Source organism: Shewanella acanthi, from assembly GCF_019457475.1.
GTDB lineage: Bacteria > Pseudomonadota > Gammaproteobacteria > Enterobacterales > Shewanellaceae > Shewanella > Shewanella acanthi.
Genome location: NZ_CP080413.1, coordinates 3,520,572 through 3,532,814 on the forward strand (window position 1 = coordinate 3,520,572; position 12,243 = coordinate 3,532,814).

The window sequence follows — 12,243 nt, forward strand, 5'->3', positions numbered from 1 at the left end:
ATACTCCCAAAGTGCGTCATGATGACCAAAAGACCCGCTAGGCACTGTCGTCAGATTTCCTAACCTCAACATTTGCGAGTGCGGGCAGGGCTTTTGGTAGACGCCACCACTTACTCCATTTAGACGTTGACTGCCTAATAGCCTGCCACAGGCTGCGAAAATCTTGGGGTTTTGCCCCATCGGTTTGAACTCGTAGGGCAGCAGCCTGTAATTCAGCTTCCTGCGATAGCTGCGAGAGTGCCAACACCTGCTTACGGTCCCTTAATCTTTGATACAGAAGTTGTCGACAACGCCCCCACTCCCCCTTCAAAAGAGACCGATAAAAGGACAGCCACAGAGGCGTAGGATGGTTATGATAGTAACGTTTTAGGCCCATCACTATCAGCCATGTACCTGTCGCTAAGAGCAAAAAAACCACGATATGCCAAGCATAATAATGCAGCCATGAGCTTAAGGTATGACGCACTTTAAGCGTTTTCCCCTCAAGCTGAATCTGCTCTAATTGTCCAGTCTGAGTATTCCACCACCAGAGTTGATACTCAGGCCAATGTACCTCTCCCCCCTGTTGCAATACGTAGGTTTGGCTATCCTGCCTCGTCGAGACATAACCATCACGATTTTGTTTATCGACAAGCTCAGGGGAATTAGGATACGCCCGCCACATTGGTGATACATCCATCGGCATCAAATGGGGAATTAACACAGATAAAGTATCATTCGCCTCAATCTTAATCGTGCGGACTAGGCTGTCGCCCACAGTTAATACATCTCCCTCCTTAAGACTCCAATCCTGAACCAGCTGTACTTTAGAAGCGGCAAACCATGGCTTAGAGTCTGCGAGTTCTGCACTCGGGAGGGCGACCCGAAAAGGCATCGATGGTGTCATAAGCGTGACAGACCTTTTTTGGCCACTCTCATCGGCAACTTGGGTTAACACAGTTGCAGCAGGAATGACATATTCCCCGCTGGCCTGGGGATATAGCGCAATTTCCCAACGCTGATGCGACCAAGTTTGGCCGTTTTCCTGTTCGGTATAATTCACCGCAAAGGCGTTACGCTGTTTGACGAGGACATTGGCGATTTCAATGCCCTTTATCTGAGTGCCCGAGGTAAACCAACGATTTGTCGACACCTCTATTTGCAGCAGAATCTGCTCGGTTGGTGCCCAAAGTTTCTCCTCTGGCTCAGAGCCAGAACCCAGCCAAGCGTTGACTTTTACTTCGGCTGGAGACGCTGTGTTTTCTGCGGCATAGACAGGAGTCTTCGGGAGGAGCACAACCAAAAGTAGTAACACTATGAGCCCATTAATAAGAGAAAGTAGTGCCCTCATCATGGCAGTTCCCCTGTCTTATTATCAGTTTCAGGACGGCTAGGCTGTACATTTTGTAACTGAAATTTCGCCCGTAGGAATTGCTTAGGATCCGCCTCAACCCGCTTAAGCCATACTTCGGCTAACTTGGGATCGCCAAGGATCTGCTCTGCCGACAGATTTTGCTTCTGTAACTTATCCTGAGTGGTTTCTTCATCCGCGCCTTCTGCGGTTTGCGGCTCATCATCGGGGAGCTCGATGGAGGTTTCCTGATCGCCCATACTATTGGACTGGGAGGCACTCGCCTGATTAATCTCGTCAATCAAGCCCTCTATAACCTTAAGATTATGCTGAATATCCGCCTTAAGTTCAGGCGCTAAACCTTCTTTCTTCGCCAATACACGAAGTAATTTACGGGCAGCAATATACTCCCGCTGATGGGCCAAAGCACTGGCCGCATAGTAAGAGCCTAAATCTGTCTGTAACTGCATAAAGGCTGACTGAGCCAGCTTAAACTCCTGGCCGTAGTAATAGGCAATTCCCTTGTTGAGCACAGATTGGTAGGCCGCGGCCGCTTTAAGATACTCACCTTGATAAAACCACAGCGCGCCCTGCTGATCCGGCGTTAACCACAGATTAAGCCATCCCTGAAGGGCCTTATCCCAAAGGCTCACTTCAACAACCTTTTGCTCAGTCTTAGCCTTAGAGGCGGTGATTTCGGCATAAACCTGCTGGGGCGTGAGCATAGGTAGACTAAGCACTAACACTAAGCCCCATTTGACCAACCAGCCACGGCGGAACCACATTAAGCTCAAAAGCGCCAGCGGCCACAACAGCCAATAACCCTCATCCTGCCAAGGCATAGTCGAGTCACTGTTTAGCATCCTAAAGCGCTCGACTTTGCCTTCTAACGCCTGAATGTCGCTGTCATCAACTGTCAGGCGATAGAGGCTTCCCCCGGTTTTATCGGCAAGAGTGCTGAGTGAATTCAAATCCATCGGCACCTGAGATTGGACATCAGGGTTACCCACCGCAAGGATCAACAACTGATAAGGGCTCTGCTTAAAATACGCCTCGAAGGCTGCGATAGTCCCTTGGTCAACGCCATCGGTTATCAACAAAATACTGTTGCCCGCATTTGCCGCGAGCTGCTCATTTAACTGACTGAGCGCCATTTGTGCCGCTTTGCCCGATTCGGGCATCACTTCAGGCGCAATAGCCTCTAGGTAGGGTTGTAAAACTTTCACATCACTGGTGACGGGCATGGCGACGTGGGCACTGCCAGCAAACACCATGAGCCCAGTCTTGCCGCCTTTTCGGGCGTCGATAAGGTCGAGAATTTTTTGTTTGGCGCGGGTCAGCCTGTCGGGCGAAACATCCTGTTGCTTCATGCTCTCGCTGCTATCGAGGAGCACCATCAAAGCGGCATCATCTTCACCAAAGGGCGACGCCTCACGCTGCCAACTAGGGCCAGCGCTGATAAGCACCGCTAATAACAGCAATAACATCAACATCTTCAATGGCAACTGACTGCGCCAACCACCATGGTTTAGGGTCAAGGCATTGCGTAAATGGGGCGGAAAGAAAGCCAGTTGTTGCTGCACATCATCGCGGCGCCAACGTAAATAAAAAACTAATGAGAGGGGAATCAGCGCTAATAACCACAGCGGCCGAATAAAATGAAACTGCGACAGCAGTTGTAATTCAAGCTGCCAATTAGCCATTGGACACACCATCACGCTCAAGCAAGCGGCGGATTGTCATAGCGCTAAACATCAACAGATGCACCATTAACACTAAAGCGATTACGTGGTGATGCAGACTGATTTTGGGGCGATAGCTAGTGCTGCTGTATTGCTGTGGCTCAAGTTCATCGATAAGTTGATAGGCCTTATCCAACTCGCCTTGGTTGATGGCCACAAATGAGCGCGCTTGGGTTAGGTCCGAAATTCGCTTCACCACCTCCATATCCATAGGTTGCTCACCCACATGGGTCGGGTCCCCCATGGCGATGGTATAAATCTTAATTCCTCTCGCGGCGGCAATTTTAGCGGCATCAATGGGCTCAACAAAGCTGCCAGTATCGTTGCCATCGGTCAGCACTATCATCACCTGCTGTGCCGAAGGCTGCGGATTTTGCTCAAACACTTTTATCCCAAGCCCAATCGCATCGCCTAGGTGAGTGCTCTGCCCCGCCATCCCAGTTTGCGCTTCATCGAGTAAACTCAACCATACTTGCTGATCGGCGGTAAATGGCGTTTGAATAAACGCAGCGTCACCAAAGAGAATCAATCCAAAGCGATCGCCCTCTCTGTCTGCAATAAATCGCTTTAGCACTGCTTTGGCGGCTGTTAAACGGCTAACGGCTTCGCCGTCCGGTGCCCCTAAACCTGAAGAGACAAAATCGGCCTCCTCCATCGAACCTGACAAATCCACCACCATCAATACATCTCGGCCAAAGGCTTCCCGCGTTTGCACTTCGCCTAAGATGCTCGGCTTAGCCAAGGCGATAACAATCAACAGCCAAGAGAAAATCAGTAGCCCATGCTGCCAGTGCTTACGGTTCAACAGTCCCGCCGCCAGTTGCGGAGTTTCATTTAATGCACGCAATATCTCATTGAAAAATGGCACTTTAATCGCATCCTCCCGACTGCGATAGGCGGGCACGAGCCAATAAATCAATATTGGCAGCGGGAGTAATACAAATGCCCAAGGGTAGGCAAACTCAAGCTGCGCCATCGGGATGCTCCTGCACTTGATGTTGAGTCAGCCACAGGGTTAAGCCTTGGCTAAGCAGGGTAAAATCGGGAAGCGTCGCCCTTGGATCTTCAAGGCACTGAATCCAAAGCTTGCACTGTTGCTCAGGTAAGAATTGTGAATGCCTATGGTAGTTTTCCATCTGCAATATTAACGGGACACCATAGAGCGCAGCATTTTTGGGTTCGAGGTAAACCATGACAATCTTGACGATCTTCATCATCTGCGACGGCCAACGGGGATCCGAAACAGACAAGCCCTGCAGGGCGACAATCGCCTCTTGGCGATAACGATTACGCCACCAAAACCGCAATTTGTGGTACAGACGATAGCCAAGATAGCCGATGAACAACACCAGCAATAGCTTCCAGCCTAAGGTTTGCGGCCACCAGCTCACAGGCTCGGTTAACCCAACCTCAGTTAACTCCCGCAGCATATAGTTTGTAGGCGGTGTAGGTGTCATTGGATATCACTTAGGGTTTGCGCCAATTGCAATAGGTGATCACCTTGAGTGCCAATTTCAATAAAGGGCATTCGCTGCATGGCCATTAATTTTTTTAATTGTGCTTGTTTCTCACGATATTGATTTTGCAGTGCCCGATTGACCTCTGCGGTTTGCTGCCCCCTTTGCAACGCTAATTGGTACTGACCATCGCCCACGACCCATGTTGGGCTTTGGCTATCCTCGGGCACCTTAGTTTCCATGGGATCTGTGATAAATATGCACAACACATCATTGTGCTGCTGAAGGTAAGTGAGCTGCTTTAGCGACTCACTATCGGCATCGGCAAAATCGCTGATAATGACTAAGGTCGCGGCCTTTAATCTGCGCTGACTCAAGTGCTGCATCCATTGATTAAAACTAACCTTTCCAGCATTTGAGCTTTCGGCATCGAGGGAGTGATTTGCCTTAATGATCTGATTCAAGACCACTAAAAAAGGCGCCCTGCCACGTTTGGCTGAGCACCAGTGGAATCGATCTGCGGCTGAGGCTAAGAGCCCCACCCTGTCGTTATTCGCCAGCGCCAACCAGCCCATGACAGCGGCAATTTCGACGGCCACCACGGACTTCATCAAATTGACGGAACCAAAAAACATCCCGCTACGCTGGTCGACACAGAGGATCACTTGCCGGTCTTTTTCTTCGGTGTAGCTACGCACATGGGCATGGCCCGTGCGCTGGGTGACCTTCCAATCCATTTGCCGAATATCGTCACCCTGCTGGTAGTGGCGCAGCTCCTCAAAATTAAGCCCGCGCCCCCGTTGATGGGATTGATAACGTCCTGAAAGATGCGCCCGAGAATAGCGCAGGCTAAGGAGCTTAATCTGCATGCTCTGGCTTTGCAGCTTGGACAACTGCACTAGGTTGGCATAGATTCTCGAATCGGTTTTAGGAGATACGGCAGACATAGTCGCTACCCAATACTGACCACATCGAGTAGCTCAAGCACGACATCATTCTGATGCACGCCGTCGGCAAGCGCATCGTAGGACAAGCTGAGTCTATGACCAAGCACAAGCGGTGCAACCTCACGCACATCATCCACTTGCACATGGTCGCGACCGTTGAGCCAAGCTAACGCGCGGGCACATTTATCCAGTGCAATCGATGCCCTCGGGCTTGCACCTATCATCAACCATTGGGCGAGTTTTGAATGGGGGTACTTATCGGGTTCACGACTCGCCATCACCAGATCGATGATGTAATTTTCGACCATATCCGATAAGGTCACAGAGGCAATTTGCTGCCTTGCACGCAATACACTCATAGGGTCAATGGTAATGGGACTCGCTGTTTCGGCACTGTAAATGCCATTCTCTTCCCCTCGCACTAATCGCACTATGTCACGCTCTGCCTGCTTATCGGGATAGTCGACCTTAGTCTTGATAAGGAAGCGATCCATCTGCGCCTCGGGCAGTGGGTAAGTCCCCTCCTGCTCGATGGGGTTTTGCGTCGCCAGCACCATAAAGAGTTCGGGGAGCTTATGGGTTTCCCCCGCCACCGTAATCGTACCTTCGCCCATGGCCTCAAGCAATGCGGCCTGCACCTTGGCGGGTGCACGGTTGATTTCATCGGCGAGCACGATTTGATTAAACACGGGCCCAGGCTGAAAACGCAGGGTCGATTTACCTTCGGATTCGTGTAGCACCTCAGTGCCCGTCACATCGGAGGGCAATAAATCCGGGGTAAACTGAATGCGACCAAAGGAAATCGCCAGCGCATTAGCCAGAGCTTTAACCGAGCGGGTTTTGGCTGTGCCCGGCAATCCTTCGAGCAGCACATGACCACTGCAAAGCAAACCTAAAATCAGGCTGCGGATCACGCCACGCTGTCCAACAACCTGAGTTTCAACCTGCTCAATTAACCTTAGAATATCATCGTGGGCACGATTAGATGCGTTATCCATTGGTTCCATGGGGTTGTCCTAATACGACGGCTAATCCCGTCAAGATGGGTAATGAGTAATCGAAAAACGCCTTAATACCTGGGCATAAATAGTTGAGCCCTTCTTCACCGTCAGGGGTTTTTAACAGACGGTTTTTAGGGCATTCGCCCCAACAGAGTTTGAGGTACGGACACTTTTTACAATACTCGGGCAGGGAGTCGCGCTTGGCCATACCAAAGGTGAGCTGACGGGTCGAGAACGCCATTTCATTTAAAGGATGTTCCTTAATATTGGCAATCTTGTATTCTGGGTAAACATAATGATCGCAGCTAAAAACATCGCCATTATGTTCGATTGCCAATCCCTTACCGCAAAATTCCGAGGTAATACAAAGCTGAGCGGGTTTACCCATCACCTGCGCGACCGCGGTTTCAAACAGATTCACCAGTACGCGGCCAAGATCGTTATTGATCCACTCTTCGAAGGTGACAATTAAAAATCGGCCCCAGTCATCGGCATCCACCGACCAATCGGTGACCACCGACATGGGATGACCCGGTTTTGCCAGCTCACTGCCAACAGTCGGGATCATGCTGCTATTCCAAAACTGCGGCGCCGTGGTCTTAAAATCGCTCGGCTCCACGACAGGGTTAAATTGAATATAAGTCGCACCAAGCTCTTGGGTGATAAAGCGATAAACTTCAAGGGGATATTTCACATTGTGGCGATTGACCGTCACTAGGGCATTGAAACGCACCCCGTGGGCTTTCATCTTTTCGACCGCCTCCATCACTAGATGGAAAGTTGGTTTTCCGCTACGGGTCACGCGGTATTTGTTATGAATTTCTTCAGGGCCATCGATAGACAGTCCCACTAAAAAATCATGCTCGGCGAGGAACTCACACCATTCATCATTTAACAAAATGCCATTGGTTTGCAGGTCATTTTCGATTTTTCTGCCCAGTGGTTGGTATTTTTTTTGTAGCTTAACCACGTTACGGAAGTAATCGAGCCCTAGCAGCGTAGGCTCACCGCCCTGCCAGGAAAACACAATCTCATCACCGTCTTGGCTTTCGATATAACCCTTAACAAACGCCTCTAATGTTTCCTCGTCCATCTCGGGCTGCTTAGGTTGATGCAATAGGCCTTCTTTATGCAAATAGAAACAGTATTGGCAGTCGATGTTGCACTTAGCCCCTCCGGGCTTTGCCATCACATGGAAGCGGCGCTGATTGGCCGGGGAATCATTGGTGAGATCTTTATAGGCGGTTTTGAGTGGCACAACACCTAAATGGGTTGATGCCTGCATCGAACTTTTAGCCAATTCATACTCCTTTATTTAATATGGCGCCCCGTAAGGCGCCATCATACAGCTAGCAACGACTACTTAGGTACAAAGCTACCAGCTTCCATACGCGGTGGGAACTCTTTAAAGGTCTCATTTATTTCAGCCACCTTAGCTATAGCAGGCCCTAACAAGAACGCTCGCTCGTACATCCAAGTGTCGTATCCCATCCCCTTATCGCCTCTCTCAAACGGATCGACGCTGAGATCGAAAATCAAAGGTACACGCAACTTAGTAAAAGGCTGACGCCAAACATCAAAGCCCGTTTCATGTTCTTGGATCATGAAATGGAATTTGAATTGGTTATATCGTATAGCAAGCAAGTCACCATCATCGCTCCAATAAACAAACTCTTTACGAGCAGACTCTTGCGCTTTATCGGTTACATAAGGCAGTTGGTTATAACCGTCCAAGTGCACTTTATATGACATGCCATTGGCCTTCTTACCCTTTAACAACTCATCTTTCACTTTGTCATTACCGGCGGCCGCAAGCAATGTTGGGAAAAAGTCTTCTAGGGAAGCAATGCCATTTTTAGTCGTCCCAGGTTTGATTTGTCCCGGCCATTTCATCATGGCAGGCACTCGGAATGCCCCTTCCCAGCCAGTGTTTTTCTCACTGCGGAACGGAGTTACACCCGCATCAGGCCACATATCGACCATGGGTCCGTTGTCCGAGGTATAAATAATGATAGTGTTATCATCGATACCCAGATCTTTAATTTTTTTAAGTAATTTCCCGACCTCGTCATCGTGCTGCTTCATCCCATCGGCATAGAAACCGGCTCCCGTTTTACCTGCATAGGAGTCTGGTACATGGGTGTAGTTGTGCATACGGGTGGTGTTAAACCAAGTGAAGAAAGGTTTACCCGCTTTCACTTGTTTCTCGATAAAACCTTCAGCGGCATCGAGGAACTCGCCATCCACGGTTTCCATACGCTTGCGAGTCAATGGACCCGTATCTTCAATTTTGCCGTCGGCATAGGAATGGATCACACCGCGGGGACCAAATTTTTTACGGAACGCCGGATCCTTTGGATAATCCACGTTCTCAGGTTCTTCTTCGGCATTTAAGTGATACAAGTTACCGAAGAACTCATCGAAACCATGGTTAGTGGGTAGATGCTCGTCACGATCCCCCAAATGGTTTTTACCAAATTGCCCCGTGGCATAACCTAAGTCTTTTAGCATGGTGGCAATGGTGGGATCCTTCTCAGTAATCCCTTCAGGTGCGCCGGGCATACCGACTTTACTCAAGCCTGTACGCTTTGGCATTTGGCCAGTAATAAAGGCACTGCGGCCCGCGGTTGAGCTTTGCTGAGCATAAAAGTTTGTAAACTTGGCCCCCTCTGCCGCAATGCTATCGATGTTAGGCGTACTGTAGGCCAACATACCATTGTTGTAGGTGCTTAAGTTCCAGTAACCCACATCATCACCAAATATCACTAGGATATTGGGTTTATCTGCTGCGTACGCAGAGAGTGACGCGGCGCCCATCGCAAGCGTGCACGCATTGAGCACAAACTTATTAGAGCGATTTTGCTTTCCTGTATTCATAAAGACTCCATTTACTTATACGGATTAATCCACTAGCTGAGCTATTACCATTTAGAGCATCTCACTAAAGCTAGTTCTGATTAGCTCAATAAACAATCATCAAAAGGAATTAAAAGCCGTAAAGAAATTAAATAACTCTATGAACTCATGTTTAAATTTACCTTTTTGTAACATGCCAACCCCGATGGTCAGCCACTGGTTTTTCCTTACGCTTAAACAAACTTGGCGTCCAATGGACGCCAAGGTTTTCAGCCTGCGTGATTTACACCGCGTTACTTAGGAACGAAGGAACCCGATGCCATACGTGGCGGGAATTCTTTAAAGGTCGCCATCATTTCGCCAACCTTAGTCATCGCAGGTACCATCATGTAGGAACGTTCGTACATCCACTGGCCGTAACCAATGCCAGTATCACCGCGCTCGAACGGGTCGATACTCAGATCATACATAAAAGGGACACGCAGCTTAGTCAGGGGTTTACGCCAGATATCCAATCCGGTTTCATTTTCCTGCACATTGAAGTGATACTTAAACTTGTCGTAACGCAATGCCATCAAGTCACCATCGTCACTCCAATAGGCAAATTCACGGCGTGGCGATTCCTGCACTTTACCCGTGAAATAAGGCAGTTGGTTATAACCGTCTAGGTGCACTTTATAGGTAATGCCATTGACATTTTTACCCTTGAGCAGTTCATCTTTAACTTGGGTATTACCTGCAGCCGCCACTAAAGTTGGGAAGAAATCCTCCAACGATACAATGCCGTTAAAAGTCGTGTTAGGCTGGATATGCCCCGGCCATTTGATCAGCGCAGGCACACGGAAGCCGCCTTCCCAGCCGGTATTCTTCTCACTGCGGAACGGTGTCATCCCCGCATCGGGCCAGGTATTGATCATCGGGCCATTATCCGTGGTGTAGAGGATAATAGTGTTATCGGCGATACCCAGCTCTTTAATTTTCTTCAGTAAATGACCAATTTGATCGTCGTGTTGCTTCACGCCATCGGCGTAGAAACCCGCCCCCGTCTTACCCAGATACTCAGGTGGAACATGGGTCATGTTGTGCATGCGAGTGGTATTAAACCAAGTGAAGAAAGGCTTTTTCGCCTTTACTTGCTTCTCAATAAAGCCTTCGGCGGCATCGAGAAACTCACCATCCACGGTTTCCATCCGCTTACGGGTTAAGGCGCCGGTATCTTCAATCTTGCCGTCGGCGTAGGAGTGAATAACACCGCGGGGGCCAAAGCGCTTACGAAACGCTGGATCCTTAGGATAATCAACGTGCTCAGGCTCTTCCTCGGCATTTAAGTGATAGAGGTTACCGAAGAACTCATCGAATCCATGGTTAGTCGGCAAATGCTCATCGCGATCGCCTAAGTGGTTCTTACCAAATTGGCCTGTGGCGTAGCCCAGTTCCTTAAGAATAGTGGCAATGGTCGGGTCTTTATCATTAATCCCTTCCTTCGCCCCCGGCATACCAACCTTAGTCAGGCCAGTACGCTTTGGCATTTGGCCGGTGATAAAGGCACTGCGCCCCGCGGTTGAGCTTTGCTGGGCATAGAAGTTGGTAAACTTAGCGCCTTCGGCGGCGATGGTATCAATGTTTGGCGTGCTATAGGCCATCATCCCCTGGTTGTAGCTACTTAAGTTCCAGTAACCCACATCGTCACCAAAGATCACCAGAATATTAGGCTTATCCGCCGCAAAAACCGATGTCGATGCCATCCCCAGCGCTAAGGTACATGCATTCAGCGCAAACTGATTTGGCCGTAAGTATTTGTCTGTACTCATATAAACTCCATCGCCCCCAAAGCAATTCAGTTAATTTATTGTTATAAATGGGTAAAAGGAATCCAGCCTAAGGTTAAAAAGCAGGAGAAACAATCGAGGGGATGTTTTATGATACATAAATCAAATTTATAGATAAGCCATTATGGACCTAAATCTAGTACGTACATTTTTAGTTGTGGCCGAGTGTCAGTCCTATACCAAGGCCGCCGAACGCTTAAGTCTCACTCAGCCCGCCATCAGTTCGGCCATTAAACGCCTAGAAGCTCAATACGGACAAAATCTATTTGTAAAACAAGGACGTGGTATTGAGCTAACGACAAAAGGACATCAATTGCAGCCCGCCTTCCGTGAGGCCCTAAGCATCATCGAAAATGCGATGCATACCCGTAAGCACTTCAACGTGTACTGCAATGAATCGTTAATCAATGTGCTGGTCGATATAGATAACATCAGTCTACAGGAATCCCCAGCCGAGAAGAGCCAGCTTTTCGATCACCTACGAGCGCAAAAGACCGACCTGATTGTCGATATCATACTCACCAAGGACAACTCCTTTATTGTTGAAGAAATCCTTCAAGATCCGCTCACTGTAATTTGCCGCAAGGGTCATCCTCGTATCGCCAATACCTTGACCAAAGAGCAGTTTTACGCCGAAGACCATGTGTTCTATAACGGCACATGGGAAAGGGTACGCGGCTTTGAACTCTTCGCCAGCGAACCGATTGAAGAGCGCAAAATGGCGCTCACTTGCAGTTCTATCGCCAGTATCGCGATGAATGTATCCCAGAGTGATTCCATCGCCGTCATCTCCCGCTCCTTCGCCAATCGCTGGGCAGAGAAGCTCGGCCTTCAAGTACTCGAATGTCCGATTAAGACTGAGGGTATCCCTTACCATTTGGTTTACCATAAGCGGGAGCTTAAGAATCCGATTCATCAACAAATTAGAGATGAGATTAAAAGGGCTATCAGGGCCTTACATCATTTAAGTTAATAACGTACTCAATCAAGTTCAGTGTTTGGCTTAATTCTGCCTAACACTAATTTTGAATTCTTTTAAAAAGCAGAATCAACGTCGTGGGTGTTTTAAGCCACTCAGTTC

Annotated in this window: 10 protein-coding genes; 1 reads left to right on the top strand and 9 read right to left on the bottom strand. The window is 48.9% G+C overall.

Translation table 11 applies throughout. The features are described 5' to 3' along the window. Positions 1-37: 37 nt before the first annotated feature. From K0H61_RS15060 to K0H61_RS15100, 9 genes are all read right to left on the bottom strand, one after another. Positions 38-1,294, bottom strand: a complete 1,257-nt coding sequence (locus tag K0H61_RS15060; RefSeq protein ID WP_220050296.1) for a BatD family protein — start codon at positions 1,292-1,294, stop codon at positions 38-40. A gap of 35 nt (positions 1,295-1,329) precedes the next feature. Next, positions 1,330-3,033 (bottom strand): vWA domain-containing protein, encoded by a 1,704-nt coding sequence (locus K0H61_RS15065; protein WP_220050297.1) that lies wholly within the window; start codon positions 3,031-3,033, stop codon positions 1,330-1,332. Then, positions 3,026-4,048 (bottom strand): VWA domain-containing protein, encoded by a 1,023-nt coding sequence (locus K0H61_RS15070; RefSeq protein ID WP_220050298.1) that lies wholly within the window; start codon positions 4,046-4,048, stop codon positions 3,026-3,028. The genes K0H61_RS15065 and K0H61_RS15070 overlap by 8 nt, the downstream gene beginning before the upstream one ends. Next, complete coding sequence (locus tag K0H61_RS15075) at positions 4,035-4,529, bottom strand: DUF4381 domain-containing protein (RefSeq protein WP_220050299.1); 495 nt, start codon at positions 4,527-4,529, stop codon at positions 4,035-4,037. The genes K0H61_RS15070 and K0H61_RS15075 overlap by 14 nt, the downstream gene beginning before the upstream one ends. Beyond that, entirely contained in the window at positions 4,526-5,476 is a 951-nt protein-coding gene (locus K0H61_RS15080) for a DUF58 domain-containing protein (RefSeq protein ID WP_220050300.1), read from the bottom strand. Before K0H61_RS15080 ends, K0H61_RS15075 begins: the two co-directional genes overlap by 4 nt. Before the next feature lie 5 nt (positions 5,477-5,481). Further along, the gene (locus K0H61_RS15085; RefSeq protein WP_220050301.1) at positions 5,482-6,483 is read right to left on the bottom strand and encodes an AAA family ATPase; all 1,002 of its coding nucleotides are present in this window, start codon (positions 6,481-6,483) and stop codon (positions 5,482-5,484) included. Then, positions 6,467-7,777, bottom strand: a complete 1,311-nt coding sequence (locus K0H61_RS15090; RefSeq protein WP_220050302.1) for an anaerobic sulfatase maturase — start codon at positions 7,775-7,777, stop codon at positions 6,467-6,469. Before K0H61_RS15090 ends, K0H61_RS15085 begins: the two co-directional genes overlap by 17 nt. Positions 7,778-7,836: 59 nt before the next feature. Then, complete coding sequence (locus K0H61_RS15095) at positions 7,837-9,354, bottom strand: arylsulfatase (protein WP_220050303.1); 1,518 nt, start codon at positions 9,352-9,354, stop codon at positions 7,837-7,839. Between the two features lie 272 nt (positions 9,355-9,626). After that, positions 9,627-11,144 (bottom strand): arylsulfatase, encoded by a 1,518-nt coding sequence (locus K0H61_RS15100; protein WP_220050304.1) that lies wholly within the window; start codon positions 11,142-11,144, stop codon positions 9,627-9,629. 142 nt (positions 11,145-11,286) lie between these two features. Here K0H61_RS15100 and K0H61_RS15105 point away from each other — a divergent pair, with 142 nt between their 5' ends. After that, positions 11,287-12,135, top strand: coding sequence for a LysR family transcriptional regulator (locus K0H61_RS15105; protein ID WP_220050305.1), 849 nt, complete (start codon positions 11,287-11,289; stop codon positions 12,133-12,135). Positions 12,136-12,243: the final 108 nt, after the last annotated feature.